The organism is Ruania alkalisoli (assembly GCF_014960965.1).
Taxonomy (GTDB): domain Bacteria; phylum Actinomycetota; class Actinomycetes; order Actinomycetales; family Beutenbergiaceae; genus Ruania; species Ruania alkalisoli.
Window position 1 is genome coordinate 3160044 of record NZ_CP063169.1, and the last position, 24824, is coordinate 3184867.

At 69.9% G+C, this 24824-nt stretch carries 19 protein-coding genes; 7 read left to right on the forward strand and 12 right to left on the reverse strand.

The genetic code is table 11. The annotated features are described in order from the left end of the window. Window positions 1-12: 12 nt before the first annotated feature. The 3 genes from IM660_RS14050 to IM660_RS14060 are packed head-to-tail and all read left to right on the forward strand — an operon-like array spanning window position 13 to window position 5085. Window positions 13-2022, forward strand: a complete 2010-nt coding sequence (locus tag IM660_RS14050; protein WP_193496403.1) for a SpoIID/LytB domain-containing protein — start codon at window positions 13-15, stop codon at window positions 2020-2022. Then, window positions 2006-3334 carry a glycosyltransferase gene (locus IM660_RS14055; protein ID WP_193496405.1) on the forward strand — a complete coding sequence of 443 codons (1329 nt, stop codon included), beginning with the start codon at window positions 2006-2008 and terminating at the stop codon, window positions 3332-3334. The genes IM660_RS14050 and IM660_RS14055 overlap by 17 nt, the downstream gene beginning before the upstream one ends. Next, window positions 3331-5085 (forward strand): glycosyltransferase, encoded by a 1755-nt coding sequence (locus IM660_RS14060; RefSeq protein ID WP_193496407.1) that lies wholly within the window; start codon window positions 3331-3333, stop codon window positions 5083-5085. The genes IM660_RS14055 and IM660_RS14060 overlap by 4 nt, the downstream gene beginning before the upstream one ends. 5 nt (window positions 5086-5090) lie before the next feature. On the opposite strand, the gene IM660_RS14065 is transcribed toward IM660_RS14060, so the two are convergent. The 3 genes from IM660_RS14065 to IM660_RS14075 all read right to left on the reverse strand — a co-directional run bounded on the left by IM660_RS14065 (window position 5091) and on the right by IM660_RS14075 (window position 10214). After that, on the reverse strand, window positions 5091-7844 hold the full coding sequence (locus tag IM660_RS14065; RefSeq protein ID WP_193496408.1) for an FG-GAP-like repeat-containing protein: 2754 nt from the start codon (window positions 7842-7844) through the stop codon (window positions 5091-5093). Window positions 7845-8005: 161 nt separating this feature from the next. Continuing rightward, complete coding sequence (locus tag IM660_RS14070; RefSeq protein WP_193496410.1) at window positions 8006-9064, reverse strand: glycosyltransferase; 1059 nt, start codon at window positions 9062-9064, stop codon at window positions 8006-8008. Between the two features lie 46 nt (window positions 9065-9110). After that, the gene (locus tag IM660_RS14075; RefSeq protein WP_193496412.1) at window positions 9111-10214 is read right to left on the reverse strand and encodes a glycosyltransferase; all 1104 of its coding nucleotides are present in this window, start codon (window positions 10212-10214) and stop codon (window positions 9111-9113) included. A gap of 127 nt (window positions 10215-10341) precedes the next feature. On the opposite strand from IM660_RS14075, the gene wecB reads away from it, so the two are divergent. Next, on the forward strand, window positions 10342-11409 hold the full coding sequence (gene wecB, locus IM660_RS14080; RefSeq protein ID WP_193496414.1) for a non-hydrolyzing UDP-N-acetylglucosamine 2-epimerase: 1068 nt from the start codon (window positions 10342-10344) through the stop codon (window positions 11407-11409). A gap of 333 nt (window positions 11410-11742) precedes the next feature. Here wecB and IM660_RS14085 read toward each other — a convergent pair whose 3' ends face one another. From IM660_RS14085 to IM660_RS14105, 5 genes are all read right to left on the reverse strand, one after another. Then, a complete protein-coding gene (locus IM660_RS14085; protein WP_193496416.1) occupies window positions 11743-11979 on the reverse strand; it encodes a DUF4351 domain-containing protein in 237 nt (78 codons plus the stop codon). Beyond that, a complete protein-coding gene (locus IM660_RS14090; RefSeq protein ID WP_343072104.1) occupies window positions 11976-12533 on the reverse strand; it encodes an Rpn family recombination-promoting nuclease/putative transposase in 558 nt (185 codons plus the stop codon). Before IM660_RS14090 ends, IM660_RS14085 begins: the two co-directional genes overlap by 4 nt. Window positions 12534-12863: 330 nt before the next feature. After that, window positions 12864-13988 carry a glycosyltransferase gene (locus IM660_RS14095; RefSeq protein ID WP_193496420.1) on the reverse strand — a complete coding sequence of 375 codons (1125 nt, stop codon included), beginning with the start codon at window positions 13986-13988 and terminating at the stop codon, window positions 12864-12866. Beyond that, entirely contained in the window at window positions 13985-15463 is a 1479-nt protein-coding gene (locus IM660_RS14100; RefSeq protein WP_193496422.1) for a glycosyltransferase, read from the reverse strand. Before IM660_RS14100 ends, IM660_RS14095 begins: the two co-directional genes overlap by 4 nt. Next, window positions 15460-17385 (reverse strand): ABC transporter ATP-binding protein, encoded by a 1926-nt coding sequence (locus IM660_RS14105; protein ID WP_193496424.1) that lies wholly within the window; start codon window positions 17383-17385, stop codon window positions 15460-15462. The genes IM660_RS14100 and IM660_RS14105 overlap by 4 nt, the downstream gene beginning before the upstream one ends. A 110-nt stretch (window positions 17386-17495) precedes the next feature. Here IM660_RS14105 and IM660_RS14110 point away from each other — a divergent pair, with 110 nt between their 5' ends. The 3 genes from IM660_RS14110 to IM660_RS14120 all read left to right on the forward strand — a co-directional run bounded on the left by IM660_RS14110 (window position 17496) and on the right by IM660_RS14120 (window position 20369). After that, the gene (locus tag IM660_RS14110) at window positions 17496-18071 is read left to right on the forward strand and encodes a DUF4351 domain-containing protein (protein WP_193496426.1); all 576 of its coding nucleotides are present in this window, start codon (window positions 17496-17498) and stop codon (window positions 18069-18071) included. A gap of 94 nt (window positions 18072-18165) precedes the next feature. Then, window positions 18166-18579, forward strand: a complete 414-nt coding sequence (locus tag IM660_RS14115) for a MerR family transcriptional regulator (RefSeq protein ID WP_193496427.1) — start codon at window positions 18166-18168, stop codon at window positions 18577-18579. 206 nt (window positions 18580-18785) lie between these two features. Next, complete coding sequence (locus IM660_RS14120) at window positions 18786-20369, forward strand: SulP family inorganic anion transporter (RefSeq protein WP_193496429.1); 1584 nt, start codon at window positions 18786-18788, stop codon at window positions 20367-20369. Between the two features lie 115 nt (window positions 20370-20484). Here IM660_RS14120 and IM660_RS14125 read toward each other — a convergent pair whose 3' ends face one another. The 4 genes from IM660_RS14125 to IM660_RS14140 are packed head-to-tail and all read right to left on the reverse strand — an operon-like array spanning window position 20485 to window position 24719. Next, window positions 20485-21972 (reverse strand): glycosyltransferase, encoded by a 1488-nt coding sequence (locus IM660_RS14125; RefSeq protein WP_246464959.1) that lies wholly within the window; start codon window positions 21970-21972, stop codon window positions 20485-20487. A 10-nt stretch (window positions 21973-21982) separates the two neighbouring features. Further along, window positions 21983-22969: a Gfo/Idh/MocA family protein gene (locus IM660_RS14130; protein ID WP_193496431.1), complete on the reverse strand. Its 987-nt coding sequence runs from the start codon at window positions 22967-22969 to the stop codon at window positions 21983-21985. Then, on the reverse strand, window positions 22966-24081 hold the full coding sequence (locus tag IM660_RS14135; protein ID WP_193496433.1) for a DegT/DnrJ/EryC1/StrS family aminotransferase: 1116 nt from the start codon (window positions 24079-24081) through the stop codon (window positions 22966-22968). The genes IM660_RS14130 and IM660_RS14135 overlap by 4 nt, the downstream gene beginning before the upstream one ends. After that, the gene (locus tag IM660_RS14140) at window positions 24078-24719 is read right to left on the reverse strand and encodes an acyltransferase (protein WP_193496435.1); all 642 of its coding nucleotides are present in this window, start codon (window positions 24717-24719) and stop codon (window positions 24078-24080) included. Before IM660_RS14140 ends, IM660_RS14135 begins: the two co-directional genes overlap by 4 nt. Between the last annotated feature and the right edge of the window lie 105 nt (window positions 24720-24824).

Here is a 24824-nt window from a genome sequence, read left to right on the forward strand (position 1 = left end):
AAAGGCGAGGAGATGACTGACTTGCCCCTCCCGCGACGGGTGCGTCGCGGCGTCGCGGCCCTACTCGCGGCGGCACTGCTGGTGATCGTGACTACGGTGAGCACCGCGCCGCCGGCGGCGGCCGAGGCAACGGTCACCCTGGACGGGCGCGGCTACGGGCACGGCATTGGGATGTCCCAGTGGGGTGCCCAGGGCCGCGCTGCCGCGGGCCACACGTACACCCAGATCCTCTCCGCCTACTACCCCGGGACGACCCAGGGCGTGCTTCCGGACTCCGGGGAAATCCGGGTGTGGATCCAGCGGGACCAGGACAACCTGGCAACGATCGTCGCCGAGCCGGGCACATCGGTCAGGCTCGACTCCGCCTCGTACGCTCTGCCCAGCACCTTGGGCGGCGCGACAGTGGACCGTTGGCGGGTTGGGCGCTCGGGCAGCACCCTGGTGGTGCAGGGCCGGGCAGCCGGGACCTGGCGGGACCACGGGCTGCCCGCGCTCACCGCGGCGCTGAGCGGCCGGACGAGCACCGATCTCGTCACTTCTGACGGCACCGTCCGGCTGGAAGCAAACGGCTACCAGGAGTACCAGGGCGCGATCCGTGCGGTCCTGGTCGGCTCCGCTCTGCGCACGGTCGTGGTGACCACCTATGCCGGCTACCTGCCTTCGGTGGTCACCGCGGAGATGCCGGCCGGGTGGAGCGTCCAGGCGCTGCGCGCCCAGGCCGTCGCGGCCCGCACCTACGCGCGATTCGACCAGGCGAGCGGCTCGTCCTGGTACGACACCTGCGACACCACCTCGTGCCAGGTCTTCCGCGGTATCGCCGAGTACTCCGAGGACGGCACGTTGCTGCGCTCGTTCACCCATCCGCGTACGCGGGCCGCCGTCACGGACACCAGCGGTGTTGTGGTGCTCGCCTCGGGCGCGCCGGCCTTCACTCAGTTCAGCGCCTCGAACGGCGGCTACTCCGTGCAAGGCAGCCGGCCGTACCTGCGTGCGGCGGCCGACCCCTACGATGGTCTCGGCGCGTGGCAGACCGTGCTCACTGGCAGTCAGATCACCGCCGCCTACCCGGCGATCGGCACGTTCCGGTCGATCCAGGTCACACGAGACGGACTCGGCCCCTACGGTGGCCGCGCTACGTCGGTGACGCTCACCGGGACGAGCGACAGCGTCACCGTCTCCGGCGCTCAGCTGCGCGCCAAGTTCTCCCTGCGCTCGACCCTGTTCGCGGCTACTCTCGACGGGGTGGCACTCGAGTCGCCGCAACGGGATTGGGACAGCAACGGCATGCCAGACCTGCTCGCGCGCGGCCCCGACGGCACCCTCTACTCCTACCTGGCCCGCGGACCGACCGCCTGGCACACCCGCACCACGATCGGGCACGGCTGGCAGACTATGGGCGCGATGACCCAGGTGCACGACTTCTCCGGCACCGGGCATCCAGAAGTGATCGCCATCCAGCCCTCCACCGCACAGCTACTGGTATACGCGGGAGATGGGCGCGGAGGCTGGGGCACGCCGCGGGTGATGGGACGTGGCTGGCGCAACTTCGACCAGTTCATCGGCGTGCAGGACTGGGACGGCGCGGGCAGCGTCGGCCTGATCGTGCGCCAGACGAGCACCGGCGACTTGCTCTACTACGGCGGCAACGGGCGCGGCGGCCTCTCGCCCGGCGTCCGCATCGGGCACGGCTGGCGCGGGATGGACCAGATTCTCGCCGCAGGCGACTGGGACGGGGACGGCAACCCGGACCTGTTCGCCCGGCAAGCGAGTACCGGCGCGCTGTACCTCTACCGCGGAGACGGCAACGGCGGCTTCCGCGACGGCGCACGGATCGGCAACGGCTGGCAGATCATGAATTCGATGCTCGGGGCCTCGGACTGGAACCACGACGGCACGGTCGACCTTCTCGCCCGCGAGGTAAGCGGCGGACGTCTCTGGCTCTACCCGTCGAACGGGGCCGGGACCTTCCTGCCCCGCGTGCAGGTCGGCAACGGGTGGACCGGTTTTGACCTGGTCCGCTGAGGGGGCGCGGGACGGCGGATCGCGCCGGCCGCACGTCTGCCTGATCGCGATGCATTTCCCGCCGTCCCGCGCGAGCGGGGTGTTCCGGCCCCTAGCAATGGCGAACCACCTCGTGGCCGCCGGCTGGGACGTCACCGTGATCACGGCGACCCGAGCGTTCTTCGAGGACGTGACCGGCTCTACCGACGACGCGCTGCTCGACCAGGTAGACACTCGTATCCGGGTCCGCCGCGTCCCGGTCCCTGCGGACCACCTGGTTACCGACGTCCGGCGGATGAGCTGGCAACGCGCGCACCTACCCAAGCCGGTAGGGGCCTGGCAGAGAGCCCGGCGCCGGTTCGCTTTCCCGGACCGCTACGAGCGCTGGATACCTGGGGTCGTGGCGTGCGCCGCGGAGTTCAATCGGACCCACCCGATCGACGTCGTGGTCGCGACCGGGAACCCGTGGAGCGCGTTCGAGGCAGGACGGCGGATCGCGACCTCCGGTGCCCGGCTTGTCCTGGACTACCGCGATTCCTGGACGCTGGACCAATTCCGCGAGCGGGATGCCTTCAGTCCGGGGGACCGCGCATGGGCGGCTGAGCGCCGGCTGGTCGACGCCGCCGACCTACTTGTCTTCGTGAACGAACCTATGCGTGCTTGGCACGCTCGGCGCTACCCCGATGCGAGCCGGCGGATGACAGTGGTAGAAAACGGCTACGACCCCGCGCTGCTCGGCGACATACCCTTCCGGACCCCCGAGCCCGGCCCGCTGCGGCTGGGCAGCATCGGCACCGTCACCGAGCACTGGCCGCACGAGACCTGGCTCGGCTGGGACGAGGCGCGCACCGCCCCCGAGCTGGCTGGTGCTCAGCTCCGGCTCTACGGCCACCTCGGTTTCTCCCCCGCTGCTGGGGCTACAATCGCCGCGATGCTCCCCGGTGCGGACCGCGGTGTGGTGTGGGCAGGACCGGTGCAGAAGTCCGGGGTCGGCGCGCTGTACCGGTCCTTCGACGTCCTAGTCATGATGATCCCGAGTTCGCGCTACGTCACCGCTGGCAAGACCTACGAATACATGGCCACCGGCAAGCCGATCGTCGCGATCCACGGACCCGAGTCTGCCGCGGCACTCCCGATGGCCGGGTACCCGCTGCTCTACGGGGGCACCGACCTGGACCCTCGCGCGGTGGCCGAGTCCTTCCGCGCGGCCGCCCGACGCGCGCGCACAGTCACGGCCCAGGACCACGCCAGGGCCCAGGACCACGCGCGGTCCTACCGGCGGGACCGGCTGCTAGCCCCGTTCGAGGCCAGGCTGCGGGAGTTACTCCGATGAGCACCACGCCGGAACTCGTGGTGGTGACCCCGTGGTACCCGACCCCCGAGGAGCCGCACCACGGCGTGTTCGTGCGGGACGCTGTGCGCGCGCTCGGGTTCGAGCCGGCCCAAGTCCGGGTGGTGCACCTGCGTCGCTGCGGACTAGGTACAACGGAATCGATGCACACTGCGCCGACGCCTGAGGGCGAGCTGGTCCGAATCGACGTGCCGGTCGCCGCCGGGACGAGCCGAGCCAAGGTGAGCGACCTACAGCGGAGCGCACTGCTCGAGCACCGTGTGCTGGCCGGTGCCCGTGTGGCGCACGCTCACGTCGGTCTGCCCACCGGGTGGGCGGTCGCTCACGCCGCAGAGCCGGGCACTAGGGTGGTGGTCACCGAACACGCGACGTACCTGCGCGAGGAGTTGCTGAGTCGTTCCGGCCGGGAACGCTACGGGCAGATGCTGCGCCGAACCGACGTGCTGGCCGCCGTCACCGAGGGCGAGGCGGGCGCCGTCCGGGCGCTCTACGCGGACCTGGCGCACCGGGTGATCGCCGTCGGGAACCCGGTCCGGGAGCCGGGTGCCGTCCACCCGTCGCCCGGCGCGCTGCGAGGGCCGCCGGACCGGTGGCTCTACATCGGCAACCTTGTGCCCCGCAAGCGGGTGGGCTTGCTGCTGGACTCCTTCGCGCAGTACCGCGGCGCACATCCGCAGGCTGCCCTAACCGTGGTCGGCACAGGACCGCAGGAGGAGGCGCTGCGCCGGCGGGCCGAGGCGCTCGGGCTCACCGGGTCGGTGCGCTTCGCAGGGCCGCGCGATCCCGACGACCTTCCCGGCTTTCTCGCCGCCGCGGACGTGCTCGTCCACGTGTCTGCTTACGAGACCTTCGGGCTCACCCCGGTCGAGGCCGTGCTGGCCGGGCTACCCGTGGTCGTCACCCGGTGCGGCGGGCCAGAAGAGGTCCTGCACGAAGCTGCTGCGGCCCGGCTGGCAACCTTCGTCCCGACCGACCCGACAGCCGCGCAGGTAGCTGGTGCGGTCGCTGGTCTCAGTGATTCACCGCCGGACAGCCGCGCAGGAGCGGTGCTCGACGACCTCCGGGCCACCGTGGGTCGCCGTGGTTGGGGTGCGCGGATGCGTGCCGTGCTGGCGGCTCAGCAGCCGGACGGTCCGCTCGGTCCACGCGGTGTCGTCGTACTTGCCATGTCACCCGAGGGCAACCGCCGCGTCACACTGATGGCGCCGACCGTGCTGCGGGCCGGTGTGCGAATGCTGGTGCTGACGAACAGTTCAAGGATCGCGAGCCAGCTGGACCCGCGCGTGCAGGTGATAGATGTCGAGGCAGCCACCAGGTGGTCTCCCGTGCACGTGCTCGAGACCGTGTTCACCGGCGCACCACAGATGGTGCTCGCCGGGTTCGAGCGCCTGATCGGGCTCGGCTGCTCGCTGCCCAGGTTGCCGGGCCGGGTGGCCCGAGCCGGGCAGCGTCGGGTCGGCGGGCTGCGGGACCGGATGCGTCGAGCAGCCGAGCTCCTGCACGAGAAGGTCATGCACCCGGCGTTGCACGCCGTCCTCGACCCGCTCCCGAACGCGGTGCACGTCGAGCGTCGCCGGCTCGCCGAGCTTGACTCGTTCACCCCGGACCACGTGCTCTGGGCCGACAGCGAGTCGCTGGCCACGGCATGGCGGATAGCTCGGGCACGTCCGGGCTGGCCGGTAGCCCGTCTCCCTGGGACACTGGACCTGCGCGACCTGCTCCGTGCTGGCTGAACGGTTCAGCTCACGACAGCGGAGGCGGGCACGGAGCCGACCTGGCGCCCCGGGAGGAAGCCTCCCCGGCCGTTGCCCGGGTACAGGTAGACCTCCCCTGTGTTCATCACCGCGATGACATCGGCATTCTGGTCCTCGGTCACGTCGTTGATCCCGACAATCGAGTGAAACGCGTGCCAGCGTTCCCCTGCGAGGACAGGCGGGTGGACAAGCCCAGCGCCGGTGCCGGCGTAGTAATAGAGGTCGGATCCGGGCGAGCGCCGGGCAAGGAGCCCGGGAGCGCCCGGACCGCCCCACTGCCCCACGTTCGCGAGCAGATCAATACCGCCGCTGGTGTAACCGAGCGGGACCCTGGGGAGGAACCCACCCGACCCGTCGCCGGTGTAGAGCCAGAGTTGTCCATCCTCCCCGTCGTAGCCGACGATTCCAGGGCGGCCGTCGCCGCGCCAGTCACCCGCCCCGACTATGACGTCGAAACTCGTCCAGCCCACACCGATACGGATACCAACCGGGTCGAACCGCCCCCCGTCCAGGCCACGGTGCAGTCGCAAGTCGCCATCCGCCGTGCGGACCACGAGGTCCTGCCGGCCGTCGCCGTCCCAGTCACCCACCGGAGTGACATCCAGATCGTCGCGGGACAGGTCGATGCCGGTGTCAGTGAACTCACCGTACCTGTCCGAGTTGGCACTGTAGACGGACCGGTATAGAACTCCTGAGGTGGCCAGCCGCAGAAACAGCCGACCAGACGGTACGGTGCCGACGTCCATGATCATGGTGGTGCCGGACCAGCCGGTAGCGAGCAGTTCAGGAGGCCGCACCGCTCCGGTACCAGTGCCCGGGTAAGCGAGCAACTCGCCGCGCGGAGAGATGGCCAGCAGGTCGACGGCACCATCTCCGGTCAGGTCGGACACGCCGGTCGTGGCTTCCATGCTGGACCAGCTCGAGCTGACCACGGTCGTCCCAGTGATGGTACCGACCCCGTTCGAGGAGTACGCGTACAGGTGGCCGTTCGAACCGTGCCTCCCGAGGATCGTGGGATGGCCGCCCACAAAGTCACCGGCCATCGAGATGGTCTCCATGCCGTTCCAGCCTCGGCCAACCTGGACGCCGCGGGCGAAACTCCCCTGGCCGTTCGAGGCGTACAGCCACAGCGTCCCGTCCATGCGGCGCCCAAGCATGTCGAGGTCGCCGTCTCCGTTCCAGTCGTCCCCACCAATGAGCAAATTAAAGTCGGACCAGCCCCACCCAACTCGGATGCCCGCGCTCAGCGTGCCGTCGGCACGGCCGCGGTACATCAGCAGGTCCCCCTCCGGTGTGCGGAGCATGATGTCGACGTAGCCGTCAGCATCCCAGTCGCCGGCGATGGTGGTGCGATCAGGGTCCCAGCCGTGCCCGATCCGGTCAGTCTGCCAACCCGGCGTCGGCGCGGTGGACAGCAACGAGACCTGGTCACCCTCGCGCACCACCAGGTCGGCAGCACCGTCACCGTCCAGATCCCGGTTCAGCTCACGCCCGGCGAACGAACCTTGGAAGCCGGCGATCCGGTCCTTCAACTCGTCAAGACGTGTGTACATGTACCGGCCCGGGCAGGTGGTGGCCTTCGCGTCCCGATGGCCGATTACTCGATCCCAGGTCGTCCCGTTAAACGACGTGGTGCCATGCGGAGTGGTGCCGTGGATGGTCATCTTCCAGGCGGCGACCCGGGCCACCATCTCAAACGCCACAGTCGGCACCTCGACTTGGTCGTAATTCCCGATCAGCGAGATGCCTGCCATGTTGGCGTTCAGCCCAGTGGCATGCGCACCGATGATCGCCTGGTCGATCCCTCCGTACCGGCCTTCCCAAGCCCGGCCGAACCGGTCGACGAGCACGTTGTAGCCGATGTCGCCCCAATCCCGTCCCCACTCCTGGGCGTGGTACGCGTAGATGCCGCGGATGATCGAGGGGACTTCGTCGGCCGAGTAGCCGTTCAGGCCTGCAGTGTGGTGGATATCGATACCCATCACCCGGCCGGTCTCAGGCACCCAGGTACGGAAGGACTCGTCAGCGCCCCACTGCGCACGCGAGTAGATCGTCGGACGTGCGTTGGTGGGTGCCGTCATGGTCGAGGCAGTCACCGGTGCGGTGTCTGCACTCGAGGTGCCCGGGTCGATGACTGAGAGCTGGGCCCCTTGCGGGGTGGGGGCAGCAGTTGTGAGGCGGACCTCGATTTCCTGGGCGTCGGCCACCGCGAGTGGTTCGGTACCCTGGCGGCTCGTGAGGGCCTCCTCCGCGAGTTCGTTGTCGATCTCGAGCTCTTCCCACTCGCTCCAGGAGCCGTCGGTAAGGGTGCGGAAGTCAACAGTGAGGTCCTCAGGCGTACTCACGTCCCACGAAACGCCGACCACGGCCAGTTCGGGAACAGGTGCCGATGCGACCACGCCTTGGTGATGCTCGGACTGTGGTGTCTCGCTCGGCTCACCGATCTCCGCACCGCCATGCGAAGGACCCGGTGCGGTCTGCGATTGCATCATGGACCTGGTGCCTTCATTGCCGAAGTCGACCAGTGTCACGCCTGGCTCCACCTCGTGGGCGTCATCGGACACGGGAGCGGTAACATCTTGGGCTGTCGGAGTATCGGCGCCAGAGTTCTCGTCAGTCTCCGCTGCTTCGGCTGTCGGCTGCGCATAGGCGATATCGGCCACTGCGCCCTGCACGATGAAAGCAACGGATGACAACAGGACGATCGGAGCGATCCGTCGACTCTTCGGTGAATGCATGGCTCGACCTCACAACTTGAGCGCTGGAACATTTGCGGCGACGGATGGCGTCGCATCGCCTGACTCCCCGACGCGCAAACCCTAGCCCACACTCCAATTGACGTTGCTGACGTGAGGATGGGTGCACAGCGTGTCGCAGTGGCCGACCTGGTCCGCTACAGCTAGCGCCCAATCAGCGATGCCCCCATCACCCGCACCGGCGCCTCCCGCGCCAGCACCTGCGCCAGGTCCCGGGTGAGCAACGTCCGGAGCCGACCGTGCTTGCGCCTGGCCACGGCCAGCGCCAGCATCCGGTCGGTTGCCGAGTCTGCGTCCAGGATGGCATCGAGCAGGTCCCTGTCGGCGAGTGAGAGCACCGACTCAGCTCCCGGTGCGGCCCGCAGCAACCGAGTCGCGGCCTTCGCGAGCGAGGCCCGCTCCTTCGCGGTCCAGAAGTCGGGATCCTGCCGGTTCCACACTGCTCCGAAGAGGTGGATGCGCAGGTATTTCACCACCGCGGAGCGCCGCTGCTCCAGGGTCAGCCGCTCGAACCAGCTCGCCTTGACGATCGTGCGCAGGAACCGCAGCTCGACGGCGATCGGTCGCGGCGCGTACGTCACCCGGTCCTGGGCGTCCTCGCCGATCACGTAGGCCGGTCCCGAACGGTCGTAGGCGATCGTGCCTTGGAACCACAGCCGGGTCACGAACCCCACGTCTCCCCCGACCGGGGCTCCCTCCTCGAGCCGCAACCCGAGGCGTTCGATCGCTTCCTTCGAGACGATCCCCAGTGGGGCGCTGCGGTAGCAGAGCCGGTCGGCCACGCCGTCGAGGTTCTTGCGCCGCAACGGTCTGGTGGGCGGTGTCGGCACGATCACCCGGTCGTCGCCGCGCTCCAGCCGGGTGATCACGGCATCGGCACCGGTGCATTTGGCGAGCCAGTACCAGGAGGAGACCGCCCCTGGGGAGAGGACGTCGTCGGAGCCCATGATCGAGACGAACTCACCGGTCGCGGCGGCGATACCAGCGTTGAACGGCCCGGACGCGCTGCGGTGAGCATCCTTGTGCTCGAGGAAGACCACCTGCTCCCGGTGCGCTTGGTCCAGCAGCGGGCGGATCTCGCTGGCGGCGATGTTGTGGCAGACGACCGTCAGCCGAGTCCCCTCCCCGTTGTGGTCGAGTACCGAGCGCACGGCGCGGGCGATGGGGCGCTGCGTGGAGTGGACCGCGATGACGACGTCCACGCCGGGTCTGATCGGATCCGGCGGCTCGTGTTGCGGCGGGGGTTCCTCAGCGGCGGGCACGCTGGTAGGCCTCGAGGTAGCCGTCGGTGACCTGGTCGGCGGAGAACCGATCGGCCACGGTGGCAGCCACGTCGCTGGCGTTCAGGTGCAGTGTCCGGTGCTCGACGTCGATCACGGCGTCAGCGTACGCGCCGGCGTCCTGCTCGTGCACGAGTGAGCCGACCCGCGCGTCGATGTACTCCCCCTGCCCGCCGGTGGCGCCGACCACGACGGGCCGGCCCTCGACCAGCGCCTCGGCCGCGGAGACGCAGAAGTTGTCCGCCCGGGTGGGCAGGAAGAACAGGTCGGCGTCGGCGAGGGCTGAACGGACGCCGTCGGCATCCTGGGACCCAGGCAACCGGACCAGGTGCTCGACGCCGCGCTTGCTCGCCCGGCGGGCCACCTTCTCGCGCAGCGGGCCGTCGCCGACCCAGGTCAGGCGGGCCGGGTGGCCGCGCCGCTGCAACTCGGCCACGGTGTCCACCGCGAGCAGCGGGTCCTTGCGCTCCACCAGGCCCCCGACGGCGACCAGCCGGGTGGGCGTGCGCGGCCGCATTGGCCTTGACTCAAGGTGGGCAGGCGAGGGCACGATGCAGGGCACCACCGTGGTGGACTTGGTGCCCCGGCGCGCCCGGATCGGGGTGGCGAGATAGTCGCAGACGGCCGTGACGACGTCGGGGCGCCGGATCAGCGGCCACAGCAGCGGCAGCGCAGCCCGCCACAGCAGTGGCAGCGTGCCCGGGGTGGTCAGGCCCGACCAGTGCTCGGTGTGCACCCACGGTGCCTTCGGGCGCCACCACGCCATCGGCAGCAGGGCCGGGAAGGCCATGGTGTGGACGACGTCTGCGCCCTTGACGGCCGAGCGCAGCTGCCGCCCTGCCTGCAGGACCGACAACGGCGAGCGGGGGTTCATGGGGATGCGGCGCACACGGACGCCCTCATGCTCGACGGAAGCTGCGCCGTCGTGCTGGGCCTCGGGTATGAGGTGCACCACCTCGACCCGGGTGACCTCCGGGCGGGCGGCCAGGGCAGCCACGTCCCGGGCGACGAACGTGCCCATGGTGGGGGCGCCGTCGGTGGGGAACCAGGGGGTGACGGCGAGAACCTTCATGCCTGCTCTCCCCTGCCGATCGCCACCTGTTGTCTGCGCACCTGTCGAGTATGGCGCAGCCCGTCGTTTCGGTTCGACCTGGCCGGGGTGACGGCGACCACACGGCTTCGCGTGCCAGACTCGCCATGTGCGCATCGTGAGTGTGGTCGGGGCCAGGCCCCAGTTCGTCAAGCTCGCCCCCGTGGCCGCTGCGTGCCGGGCGGCCGGCGTAGAGCACGTGATCGTGCACACGGGGCAGCACTACGACGCACTGCTCTCGGACGTGTTCTTCAGCGCGCTGCACATCCCGGAACCAGACGTGCAACTAGGCATCGGCTCCGGGAGCCACGGAGAGCAGACCGGGGCGATGCTCGCGGCGCTGGAGCCGGTGCTGCGGTCGCAGGATCCGGACTGGGTGCTGGTGTACGGGGACACGAACTCGACGCTCGCCGCGGCGCTGGCGGCGGTGAAGCTGCACCTGCCGGTGGCGCACCTAGAGGCTGGGCTGCGCTCGTTCAACCGCCGCATGCCCGAGGAGCACAACCGGGTGCTGACCGATCATGCCGCTGATCTGCTGCTGGCGCCGACGCAGGTGGCCGCCTCACATCTGGCGCGCGAGGGGTTGGCCGAGCGGACCGTGGTGGTCGGGGACGTGATGACCGATGTGGTGCATCAGGTGGCGGGAGCCGTCTCTGGTGCGGACGTGCTGGAGCGGCTCGGGGTGCAGGCGGGCGGCTTCAGCGTGGCGACGCTGCACCGGGCGGAGAACACCGACGACGCTGGGCGGTTGGCGGCCATCGTGGACGGGCTGACGGCGGTGGATCATCCGGTGCTGCTGCTGGCGCATCCGCGGTTGCGGGCGAAGGCTGATGAGCACGGGGTTGTGCTGGGATCTGGTGGTGTCCGGGTGCTTGATCCGCTCGGCTACCCGGACCTGGTGGCGCTCGTCTCGCAGGCGCGCGGGGTGATCACCGACTCCGGTGGGCTACAGAAGGAAGCCTTCGAGCTGCGGGTGCCGTGCACGACAGTGCGGACGGAGACCGAGTGGGTGGAGACCGTGGAGCTGGGGTGGAATGTGCTGGTCGGTCCCGGGGAGATCGCGGCGGCCGCGACGCGGGCGCGGCCGGAGGATACCGATGCGGCGCCGTATGGGGATGGGCATGCGGCTCAGAGGGTGGTGGAGGTGCTGGCCGAGAGGGCGGGTCGCAGGGGCTGACTGCGGTCGGTCATCAGTGCGGTGCCCGCCTCGATGTCCAGTTCCAGCGGACTACCGCGATGACCAGCCAGGCCAGCAGCAGCGCCGGGACCACCCACCATAAGCCCGGCCACATGACGTAGACAACGATGGACAGCAGCCCTGCGACGAGGAACGCCACCCATCGACGCCAACCGGCAGGTTCCTCGTCGTGCGAGTGCACGACGTCGGCATCGACTGGGCGAGGACGTGGGAGGTCTCGTTGCTCGCCGCGTACCCGTGTCCCGCTCATCCCTGATGACGCTACCGGGGGCCGTCAGTCTGTGCTAGGTAGCGAGCAAGTGGGTGGCGGCGCTAGCGGAAGATGCCCTCGAGTGTCGAGGCGGTGAGGATGCGGTCGGTCCAGGTGTCGAGCTCGTCGGTGGTGGCGTGCTGGATACGGTCCTGGTGGTGTTCGGGGAGGGGGCCGAACTTCTGGGTGAGGAGGCGGGTGAGGGTCGCGGCCTGCGATTGGCGCCGGCCTTGTTGCACCCCTTGTTGGAGGCCTTCGCCCCGGCCTCGTTGGATGTACTGCTCGGCGGTGCTGGTCATGTAGGCCTCCCGTGCGGTGGGTCCGATGCGGGTGAACAACGCTTCGTAGTTTTCTGGTGGTGCGTCCCGACCAGGAGGACGTATCTCATGATAAGTCCGAACAGGCTCTCCTCGCCGGAATCATGAGGATCGCTGCGGTTGATGACGGCGGCCAGGTCGTCCGCGAACGCATCCAGGTCCACGTCCGGGCGAAGGCTGCTGGTGACACTCTTGAGTACCACTAGCGTTAGCCGGGCCTCCGCTGTCAACGGTTGTGCCCGCAACTCGTTGATGTCAATCGCGGCGAGGTCTTCGAGGAGGAACTCCAACCGGGGCAGATACGGGGCCATCGCTGCGGCAGTGCCTGGTTCGAGGTCGAGGATGTCGGTCAAGCCGGTCGGTGCCGACCACGGCCGGTCAGGGCGGGCCGGGTTGTGATGAACCACCACCGGGAGAACTGTCGATAGCCGGGTCGCACCGGGGTGCTGGTCAAGGTGACGACGCCAAATCCGCACCGCGTACTCCAACAACCGGAACGGCATCAGCGGATCGGGGCTCGACTGGTGCGCGATCAGGGGCCCGTCGGCGCGAGGGTCTTCCGCGACTGGCTACTCAGGGTGGTCAGCGTGATCATTGGGCATCCACACGCCGGAGGAACCAGCACCCTTCAGCCGCTGAACGAGTACTGGGGGGGGTGCATCGACACAACCCGCGCGACGCGTACTTGCGCGAGAGCCGGGCCGGGCTGCTGATACGGGCATCCGCGCGGGTCTACGCGGTTGGCCACGGTCACCACTTGACCACCCGCAACCGCCTAACCCGGGCCCGGGTCGAAAGATCGGCCCCTGGAGGCGGGTTCGGTGCCCGGCGGGAGTGCGCAGGGACGGGCCGGTCCGTCCGCGCGGTCAGACTGGGCCAGTCCCCCGCTCCAGCGCCCGCACCGCCTCCACCCAGCCGCCCGACCTGCGCTCCGCGGCCACCTGCGGCGCTAGCGCGTGCGAAGCCGCCTTCCACTCGGCCACCCGCTGCGGATCGAGACCGTCCAGCGCCCGGGTGAGGGACGCCGTCGTGAAATCCTCGGTGACCTCCCCCAGCCCGTGCTCGCGCACCAGGGCAGCCATCTCCGGCGAGGGGCCCACGATGATGCCGAGCCGCGCCTGCACGAAGTCGAAGAACTTGTTCGGCAGCGTCCACCGGTAGTTGAACGTCAGCGGCGGCAGCACGAACACGCCGATGTCGTAGGCCGTCAGGGTCGGCACCAGGTCGGCATAGGGCACCGGATCCAGCACCCGTACACGCACCCCATCCGCCCTCTCCTTCAATTCCGCCAGATACGCCGGGTCGTTCGGCATCAGATACAGGTCCAGCGTCACGTCCGTGCTGGTGACGGCGACCGCGTCGATCATCAGCTCCAGCGTGCGATTGCGCCGCGCGTTGCCCGAGTGCACCAGCCGGATTGGCGCTCCCACCGGACCGGGCTCGGCCTCATGGAAGGCCGTGGCGTTCTCCACCACACCCACCTCGATACCGAACTCGCGCCGATACTCCGCCGCCAGCCCCTGCCCCACCGTGGTCACCGACGCCGCCCGCGCCACGAACCGGCGCACGATCCACCGGTAGTACGGCGCCACGAACAGCCGCCACCGCCACGACTCCTCGTTCTCCCGCGGGGCGTACTCATGCAGGTCCACATGCACGCCGCGCCGCGGCTGGAGCCCGAACGCCAGCGGCACGGTGTCGGCGTCATTGGCCACCACCACGTCCGCCTCCCCGACCGGCAGCGTGGCGCGCAGATGCGCGATGACGGCGTTCCTCGCCTGCACGCGGGAGTACCGGCGCAGGATGAGACTCAGGCGGTCCTTGTGCCAGGCCACCAGCTCCGCAGGGATCTCATAGTGGGCCACTGCCTCGGCCGGGGCCGGCCCGTAACCGACCGTGGTCACCTCGTGCTCGGCCGCCAGCACCCGCACCTGCTTGAGCACGCGCGCATCCTCGGTGATGGTCGAGAATGAGAGCACCCAGACCTTCACGTCCGGACTCCAGCGAGCACCCGCTCGTACTCGCCCAGCAGCACCCGTGCTTCACCCTCCCAGGTGAGCTCGCGCGCCGCCGCCTGCGCGGCCTCGCGGAACGGCTCCGGATCGGCCAGCACCCGCTCGATCGCTGCGGCCAGATCCTCGGCACCCCCGGTCACGCTGAACACCGCCCCCACCCCGTGCTCGGTCACCACCGTCTTGGTGTCGGGCAGGTCGGCGGCCACGATCGGCAGCCCCGCGTGAATCGACTCGAACAACTTGTTCGGCAGCGAGAACTCGTAGCTCAGGCAGGTGGGGCGCACGTACACCACCGACACGTCCGCATCCGCGAGCGCCGTGGCCACCTCGTGCGAGGCTACCGCTCCCACCAGGTGCACCCGGTCGCTCACGCCCGCTTCCGCTGCCCGACGGCGCACCACGGCCAGGTAGTCCTCCTCGCCATAGCCCAGCAGCACCAGGTGCACGTGGACCGGTAGGTGCGCCAGGGCGTCGATCGTCTCCTCGATGCCGCGGCTGGTGGTGATGCGCCCGCCGTAGGCGATCACCTGGTCGGTGGCGGCCAGGCCGGCACGTTCGCGCAGCACCCCGGTCGCCGGGTCGGGCACGGGGGCCGCGGGCGGGATGTTGCGGACCAACTGGGGGCGGCGCCGGAGGCGGTACGTGCGGTGCAGCCAGGTGGCGATGCTCGGGGAGACGGTGATCACCGCAGCGGCACGGCGGATGCCGAGGCGTTCGAGCAGGTGCTCCACATGCGGGGCCACCGGCCGGGGGCGCACGTTGCGCCTGCGCCACAGCTCGTGGGCGTCGTAGACGATCGCGGCGCCGGTGTGCCGGGCGATGCGCATGGCCGGGGCAAGGGTGTTGCCATCGTTGGCGTGGATGACATCCGGGTGGAAGGCGACGCCGTCCGAGATCGCGGCCCGCCAGTAGATCGCCAGGCTGACGGTGCGGTAGGTGCGCAGCCACACATCCAGCAGCGCGCCAACGGGTTTCGCGGCGACGGCCGGCGCCGGAGTCCCGGTCGGTTCCGTGGGAGGGGATGTGGGGTGCGTTGATGTCGTGGAGGTAGCCGGTTCCTCGGCCCCCGCGACCCGCCGTAGCCGGGCCAGCACCCATCGGTAGGCGTCAGCCAGCCACGGTGCCGAGCGCGCCAGCTGGAACTCCGGCAGTCGCACGATCTGCACCCCGTTCGGGAGCGTCTCACTGCCCTCGGGGTAGCCGGCCCGCTCCCTCGCGACCGCGAGGATGCGCACCTCGCACCCCGCTTCGCGCAGCGTGGCGGCGGTCTTCAGCACCCGGGTGTCGGCATGGGCGTCGTTGTAGACGAGGATCGCCACCCGCGGGATGTGCCCGTCCTTGGTCCGCAACTGTGCCTCTCGCAAGGCACCGCCGAGGGCGTCCTCGAGCTGGCCGGGGTCGGAGTCGCCGTCGGGGATCTGCTCGGGCGGGACGGTCTCGGGATCGGTCACGCTGGTCCGTTCTCGTTGCTGGACTCGTCGGCATAGGGCTGGTCAACACTGGGTTCATCGACGCCGGGCTCATCGACGCTCGGCTCGTCAACACCGGGCTCGTCGACATTGGGCTCCTCGACGAGCCCTGCCAGCGCCGCCTGCTGGGCGAAGTCCGGTTCAGCGGCCACCACCTGCTGGAAGGTCCCGTGCGCCACCAGTTCGCCATCGCGCATGAAGCACACCGTGTCGCTGTGACGGATCGTGGCCAATCGGTGCGCCACCACCACGATCGTCACCTCGCCGGCCAGATCGTTGATCGCGGTGGTCACGGCCGCCTCGGTGGAGGTGTCCAACGCGGAGGTGGCCTCATCCATCACCAGCACCAGCGGGTCGGTGTACAGCGCCCGGGCGATCCCCAGCCGCTGGCGCTGCCCACCCGAGAGCGCCAGGCCCCGCTCCCCCACCCGGGCATGAATACCGCCCTCACGGGCCTCGATCACATCCAGCAGCTGCGCCCGCTCCAGCGCGCGGCGCACCCGAGCCTCGTCCACCTGGCCGGCATCCCACGTCAGCGCCACGTTCTGCGCCACCGTGGAGTCGAACAAGGACACCTCCTGCGGCACGTAGCCCACCCGGGAGCGCCAGTCGGCGAGCACCTCGGTCATCGGTACGTCCCCCACCAGCAGGCGGCCCGACGTCGGCTGCAGCAGACCCAACAGCAGGTCCACCAGGGTCGACTTGCCCGAACCGGAGGCGCCCACCAGCGCGAGCGAACGCCCGAACGGCAGGTCGAAAGACACCTCGTGCACGGCGTCGACGTCACTGCTGGGATAGCGGAAGGAGACGTCCCGGACGGCGAGCGAGCGGGCGCCGTCGGGAATCTTCCGGCCATCGGCCGGCGGTGCGGCCTCGCGCCGGGTGGTAGCCGCCCGGATCTCGGTGAGCACCTGCTGGGCGAACGGCATCGAGGCGCCCGTCTGGGCCATGATCGACTGGAACCTCGTGAGGGAGGGCACGATCCGGAAGCCGGCGACGGCGAACAGCGCCACCGCGCTCAGGGCACCTTGCACGGCCGCGTCAGGTCCGCCGTCGGCGTTCTGCAGGTAGCCCACGCCGGCGCCCAGGGCGAGGCCACCGATGAGGCCCGCCTCGAGGACATAGCGGGGGACGACGCCGAGGAAGGACATGTTCGCGCGGGCGCGGGAGGAGATGAGGCGTTCGGCGCGCACCACCTCCGCCACCTCCGGGCCCTTGCCGCGCAGGGTGATCTCCTTCAGCGAGTGCACCATCTCACTGACCAGGCGCACCGAGCGGGTGGAGTGCTCCCGGTTGCGGCGTCCCGCGGCGACGGCCTTGCGCAACACCCACAGGTACAGCACCGCGCCGATGAGGCCGAAGTAGGCAATCGCCACCAGCGCCATCACCGGCTGGGCCACCAGCAGCACGCCGAGCACTGCGATGAACGTGACAAGCTCCCCGGAAAGCATCGCCGCCGGGATGAGCACCCCGGTCACGGTGGTGGCCACGCCGACGTCGGTGGCGCGCACGAGGTCGGTGGAGTTGCGGCCGAGGCGGTCGGTCCAGGGGGCGTCGAAGAAGGAGTCGAGCAGCTGGGCGCCGAGCTCCTGCTCGAACCGGGCGAAGCGGCGGGTGGCCAGCCACTGAAGGGTGATCGCCAGGACGCTCTTGGTCACGATCAGCACGCCAACCGCGCCGAGCAGCCACGGCAGCTGATCGTTGGCGAGGGTGAGGCCGACCACCGGGACGGTGATGTCGGTACCGGAGAGCAGCGGGGTGAGGGTGAGGGCGAGCAGACCGAGTGCCGCGACGTCCAGGATCGCCAGGGCCGAGGAGGCGATCGCGAAGGCGATGATGAAGCGGGTGCTGCCCGCGGGAAGCACAGCGAGCAGCTCGCGCACGGTGCGCCACAACACGCCCATCGGTGATCACCTCCCTCTCGCCGGACTGGACCCGAGCCTAATCGGCTGGGAGGTTCAGGGCGTGCAGGTACCGCATCCGCCGCCGGGCGAGCACCGGGCGGCGATCTCCGGTGCCCAGTGCTGGTGACGGCCCGCTCGCGGGCCGATCTTTCGACCCCTTCTCGGGTTTGACCCGGAGTTTCGGGCCCCTGGAGCACGGCTGTCTCGCGGCTCCTGGGAGCGCGGCCCGGCCAACGCTGGTGGTGCTCAAGACCATCACCAGCAGCCTTCACCCGGACGTGGACCTGGCCGCCTTCGCGGACGACCTGGCCGCCGCCATCAACCGCAGCGATCCCCATGATTCCGGCGAAGAGAGCCTGTTCGGACTTATCATGAGATACGTCCTCCTGGTCGGGGACGCACCACCAGAAGACTACGAAGCGTTGTTCACCCGCCTCGGACCCGCCGCACAGGAGGCCTACATGAGCACCACCTACGACCAGATCATCCAACGAGGCCGGGGCGAAGGCCTGCAACAAGGCCGGCGCCAATCGCAAGCCGAGACACTCGCGCGCCTCCTCACCCAGAAGTTCGGCCCCCTCCCCGAACACCACCAGGATCGTATCCAGCACGCCACCACCGACGAGCTCGACACCTGGACCGACCGCATCCTCACCGCCTCGACGCTCGAGGACGTCTTCCGCTAACCGGCGGCGAGCACATCCCGGCACGCTCCGGTTCCCCGTACGTCGCGGCGCCACGGCCTGTCTACGATGTGCTGACGGCCGGACGGAGGGTGGCATGGGACACGAGCAGGACAAGCAGCACATGCAGATCGGCGCGGTGGCTGAGCGCACCGGATTGTCCCTGCGCACCATCCGGTACTACGAAGAAGTAGGACTGGTCACGCCATCGGCCCGGACCAGCGGCGGCTTCCGGCTCTACACCGAGGCCGACGTGGCCCGGCTCCGGGTGGCGATGGGGATGAAGCCGCTCGGGTTCAGCCTCGAGGAGATGCGCGAACTGATGGAGGCCAGGGACGCCGTCGGGGATCAGGGCGTAGCCGACGGCGAGCGTGCGGCGGCCCGCGAACGACTCGCCTCCTTCCAGGCCGATGCGGAGCAGCGGTGCGCGACGATGCGACGGCGGCTGAACAATGCGGAGGCGTTCGCGCAGACGCTGCAGGCCGAGCTGGACGCAACCGGACCTGCCTGATCGCAGCGGGCCCGAGCACCGTCGGGCCCGAATCCGTCCGGAACCCGAGACGGATGTGCAACTCTCCCCCAACGTGAGGGTATGCTGCTGTGCGGCGCGATCGGATGTCCTCTGCCCGCCCATCCCCGCCCAGACCTAGTTTCGTGCGCAGCGTCGCGTGCACCGTACCTGTCCGAGGTACTGGCGCAGGCCGGTGCCACGGGGCCATGCCCCGCGACCCTCTGAAGGAATGCTGCGTGTCGAACGAAGCCCCAGCCCACATCCCTGATCCCGCGCCGAAACCGCAGCCCGTCGCGGGTCCACCGGAAGCGGACGAGTCCTACTCGGTCCTCGCCACCCTGAAATCGCCGCGGCGGTTGCGCGTCGAGGTGCTCGCCGGCCTCGTGGTGGCCCTGGCACTGATCCCCGAGGCGATCTCCTTCTCCATCCTCGCCGGAGTCGACCCGCGGCTGGGCCTGTTCGCCTCGTTCACGATGGCCGTCACGATCGCCTTCGTCGGTGGCCGCCCAGCCATGATCAGCGCCGCGACCGGCGCCGTCGCGCTCGTCATCGCGCCGGTCGTTCGTGATCATGGCATCGACTACTTCATCGCCACGGTCATCCTCGCTGGCGTCCTGCAGGTGATCTTCGGGGTGCTCGGCGTAGCCAAGCTGATGCGGTTCATCCCACGGATGGTGATGGTCGGCTTCGTCAACGCCCTCGCGATCCTGATCTTCATGGCCCAGCTGGAGCACCTCATCGGGGTGCCGTGGGCCGTGTACCCGCTGGTCGCCGTCGGGGTGGCGATCATCGTGCTACTGCCGCGCTGGACGAAGGTGGTGCCCGCGCCGCTGGTGGCGATCGTGCTGATCACCGCCGCCGTGGTGCTCGCCGCGATCAACGTGCCGACCGTGGGCGACCAGGGCGATCTGCCGGAGTCCCTGCCCGAGCTGTTCTTCCCCGACGTGCCGCTCACCCTGGAGACCCTGCAGATCATCGCTCCGTACGCCGTCGCCATGGCGCTCGTCGGCATCCTGGAGTCGCTGATGACCGCCAAGCTGGTCGACGACATCACCGACACCCACTCCAACAAGACCCGTGAGACCTGGGGTCAGGGTGTGGCGAACATCGTCACCGGCTTCTTCGGCGGCATGGGCGGTTGCGCGATGATCGGCCAGACGATGATCAACGTGAAGGCCTCCGGCGCCCGCACCCGCATCTCCACCTTCCTCGCCGGTGTGTTCCTGCTGATCCTGGTGGTGGCACTCGGCGACATCGTGGCGATCATCCCGATGGCGGCCCTGGTGGCCGTGATGATCATGGTCTCCGTGGGCACTTTCGACTGGCACTCCATCAAGCCGAACACCCTCAAGCGGCTGCCCAAGACCGAGATCACCGTGATGGTCGCCACCGTGATCGTGACGGTCTGGACCCACAACCTCGCCTACGGCGTGCTCGCCGGCGTAGTGATCGCGGTGATCCTCGTGGCTCATCGGGTGGCGCACTTCACCACCGTGACCCGCCTGGATGCCAGCGATGAGGACGATACTCGCGTCTACGCCGTGACCGGTGAACTCTTCTTCGCCTCCTCGAACGACCTGTACTACCAGTTCGACTACACCGGCGATCCGACGAACATCGTGATCGACATGTCCAATGCGCACATCTGGGACGCCTCCTCGGTGGCTGCTCTCGATGCGATCACCACGAAGTACGAGGCCCGCGGGAAGAACGTGCGGATCGTCGGGATGAACGAGGACAGCGCGCGCCGGCACGAGTTGCTCGCCGGGCACCTCGGTGGGGATCACTGAGCTGGGCTGAGTCGTTCCCGGTCACGCCGTTCCCCGCGGCGCGCTGACCCGGGCGACACAGATGCGTGGACCGCGGCAGCATCGTGCCGCGGTCCACGCATCTGTGTCGGCTCGGTCAGCCCCGCGAGGTCACGGCGCTCAACACCGCATCGGCCGCCCGCTCCCCCACTGCTGCCAGCGACCGGTGCTCCCGTACCCACGCCACGAGGCGGTCACCTTCGGACTCGGCTGCGGTCTCTGCGACCGACTCATCGGCGGCCCGCAGGGCAGCGATCATCGCCTCGGCCACCTCACCGGCGTCGTGATCGGTGACCCAGCCCAGGCACTCACTCTCCACCAGCCGCGCCGCAGGGCTCGTGACCGGTCCGGCGAAGATCACCGGAGTCCCGCACGCGAGCGCCGCGAACATCTTCGTCGGCATCGCGAAGTCGTACCCGATCCCCGGGCGCAGGCTCACCAGCGCCGCACTCGCCCGCCGCTGCCATACCGCTGACTCGGCGGCACTGACCGGGTCATGCAGCGTGATCGCCCCCTCGGGGAGCCCGGCGGCCAGCATGCTCAGCCGATCCCACGAGCTGCCCTGCCCGAGGAACACCACCTGCGCATCCGGGAACTCCTCCAGCACGCGGGGCATCGCCTCGGCGAACACCTCCGCCCCCTGCCACTCCGAGGCCGTCCCCGCGTACAGCAGGAACGGGCCATCGGGGATCTCGGATGCCCGTTGGAATCCCCTTTCGCCACGGGAATCCCGCTCCGGGTAGCCAGAGCGGGATTCGCATGACGCAACGGGATTCGAACGCGTGGGGCGGGCGGACGGGGTTGCGTCGGCGGAGGGGTTGGCACCGGTGGGCGAACTGGCATCGGTGGGGAGGGTGGCATCGGCAGGCGGACTGGCATCGGCAGGCGACGCCTCCCCCGGCGTGAACACGTCCGTATCCACCCCATTGCCCACCGTCACCACCTGCCGGGCGCCCAGCTCGCGCACCCGCTCGGTGACGCCCTCATTCACCGACAGCACCACCGCCGCCCCGCGCAGCACCCACGACTCCAGCGCCCGCACCAGACGCACCACCACTTTCGGCGCACCGGTCGAGGCGGACGCGTCGGACCACACATCCGCCGCGTAGTACACATACGAACGCCCCCGCAGCGCCGCGATCACCCGCACCACCGCCCCGGTGGTCGGCGGCGGCTCCACCACGTACACATCGGGCCGCGACCCGCGCAGCAGCCGCCACAGCAGCGGCACATCGAAGCTCAGGTACGGCAGGTATCCGCGCACATAGCCCGAGGGGTCGCGGAGAACCGGCGCCCGCCGTACCCGGGCCGGGATGGCCGGGGCGGCTCCGGTGCCACCGCGCGCATCCCACGCACCACTTTCCCCAGGCCGCGCACCACTCCCACCCGACGCACCATCCTCGGCCGGACGTACCAACCCGAGCGAGCCTGCGCCGTCGGGGGCCTCAGCGGTGACCACCTCCACCCGTGCACCCGCACCGGCCAGGGCGCGCACCAGGGCACCGAGGCGGAACGTGGCCGCAGAGGGCTCAGGGGCGAAGATCCGCGAGACCAGCATCACGCGGTGCCTGGTCGGCGCCGTCACCGCAGCGCCCTCACAGCTGCACCGTCTCCCCCGTCCGGGCGGAGGTGAGCACCGCCTCGGCCACGGCCACCGTGTTCAGCCCCTGTGCCATCGTCACCACGTCGGCGGGCTTGCCGAGCACCGCATCCCGGAACGCCTCGTGTTCGGTGCGCAACGGTTCCGGCTTGTCGATCGCATACCGGATCACATCCCCCTCGGAGACGCCCCGGAACTGCGCCACATCGTCCCAGCGGGTCTGGATGAGCCCGTTCGCGTGGAACGTGAGATCGGCGAGCAGTGTGTCCGCCACGAACGCCCCCTTCTCCCCCGTCACCACGGTCACGCGTTCCTTCATCGGGGAGAGCCAGTTCACCAAGTGGTTGGTCACCAGACCGCCGCTGAGCATGCCGGTCACGGCCACCAGATCCTCGTGCTCGCGCCCGGACTTGAACGCCGTGCGCGCGGACACGGACCGGTACTCCTGCTGCGCGACCCAGGCGGTGAGGTCGATGTCGTGCGTACCGAGGTCCTTGACCACACCGACGTCGGCGATCCGCGCGGGGAAGGGCCCCTGGCGGCGGGTGGCGATCTGGTAGACATCCCCCAGTTCGCCATTCTCCAACCGCGCGCGCAGCGACTGCAGCGCCGGGTTGTACCGCTCGATGTGCCCGACCGCGCCCACCAGCCCGGCGGACTCGAAGGCCTCCGCCAGCCGGCGCGCCCCGGCGGTGTCGGTGGCGAGCGGCTTCTCGATCAGCGCATGCACACCGGCCTCAGCCAGGGCCAGCCCGGTCTCGGTGTGGAAGCGGGTGGGCACGGCCACCATCGCGTAGTCGATACCCGCCTCGACCAGGGCGTGCACATCGGGCAGGACGGGCAGGTCACCGGCCACCCCATGCGGGTCGCCGCCCGGATCGGCCACGGCCACCAGGTCCACGCCGTCGAGCTGACGCAGCACCCGCGCGTGGTGGCGCCCCATCATGCCCAGGCCGATCAGGCCCGCTCGCAGGTTCGTCATGCCCCACCTCCGACGGCGCTGGTGACGCCGGCGATGATCCGCTCCAGATCCGCGTCGGTCAGGCTGGGATGCACCGGCAGCGAGATCACCTCGCGGGCCGCGCGTTCGGTGACCGGCAGGTCCAGATCCGGCGCGTAGGGGGCCAGCGAAGGCAGCCGGTGGTTCGGGATCGGGTAGTAGACCCCGCACCCCACACCCTGCTCCCGCAGGCGATTCACGACGGCGTCCCTCGCCTCGGCGGAGGCACCGTCCAGCCGGATCGTGTACTGGTGGTAGACGTGCGTGGCGCCGGGCTTGACGGTGGGCGTCACCACCCCGGGGATACCGGCGAGCCCCTCGGTCAGGGCGGCCGCGTTCGCCTGCCGGGTGGCGGTCCAGCCGGCGAGCTGGGCCAGCTGGACCCGACCGATGGCGGCGTGCACATCGGTCATGCGGGCGTTGAAGCCGACGAGCTCGTTCTCGTACGGGCGATCCATCCCCTGGGTGCGCAACAGCCGCAGGATGCGGGCGATCTCCTCGGTGGCCACTGAGACCATGCCGCCCTCACCGGAGGTCATGTTCTTGGTCGGGTAGAGCGAGAACATCGCGAAATCGCCGAAGGTACCCACCGGGTCCCCGTGCAGGGTGGCGCCGTGCGCCTGGGCAGCGTCCTCGAACACGCGCAGCCCGTGGGAGTCCGCGACCGCCTGCAGGCCGGCCATATCGGCCGCGTGACCGTACAGGTGCACCGGCATGATCGCCGTTGTGCGTTCGGTGACGGCGGCAGCGACCGAGGCGGGGTCGAGGCAGAAGGTGTCGAGCTCGATGTCGGCGAAGACGGGCGTGGCGCCGGCCAGGGCCACGGAGTTCCCGGTGGCGGCGAAGGTGAAGGACGGCACGATCACCTCATCGCCCGGGCCGATGCCGGCGGCGAGCAGCCCCAGGTGCAGGCCCGAGGTGCCGGAGTTCACGGCCACGCAGGTGCGGCCTCCGAGCAGGGCGTCGGAGAACTCCTGCTCGAAGGTGGCTACCTCTGGGCCCTGGGCGAGCATGCCCGACCGGAGCACCCGGTCGACGGCGGCGCGTTCAGCCTCACCGATGATCGGCTTGGCGGCGGGGATGGGCTCCGTCACTGAGAATCTCCTCGGCTGGCGGCATGGTCGTGGCTTGCTGGCGAGCGTCGTTCGCGAAGGCGAGCTGCGCCGTCGTGGGTGTACTCCTCATACTCTGCGCCGGTGCGCGGGCAGGTCCAGACGCCCGGGGCGGACTCCGTGAGCGGTACCCCGGCGCGGCCGACCCAGCGGATCCGGCGCGCCGGCACCCCGGCCACGAGGGCGAAGTCGGGGACGTCGGTGGTCACCACGGCACCGGCGGCCACGGTGGCCCAGCGGCCCACGGTCACGGGCGCGATGCACACGGCGCGAGCGCCGATCGAACAGCCCTCACGCAGGGTGACACCCACCGGCTCCCAGTCGGCCCCGGACTTGCGGGTGCCGTCGGGGTTGATCGCGCGGGGATACTCGTCATTGGTGAGCACGGCGGCGGGGCCGACGAAGACGCCGTCCTCCAGGTGCGCGGGCTCATACACGAGGGCGTAGTTCTGCACCTTGCAGTGCGCGCCGAGGCGCACACCGGTGCCGATGTAGGCGCCGCGGCCGATGATGCAGCCCGGTCCGAGTACTGCGTTCTCGCGCACCTGCGCGAGCTGCCAGATGCTCGTGCCCTCGCCGACCTCGGCGCTCGGATCCACCTCGGCGGTGTCGACGATCATGCCTCGCACACTACTTGGTGGAGGGCGCCTCGCCCACGCCCGGCGCCGTCGGATCACGTCCGGGCGCGTTGTGGTGTGGATCCGATTCACGCGGCACACCGGATC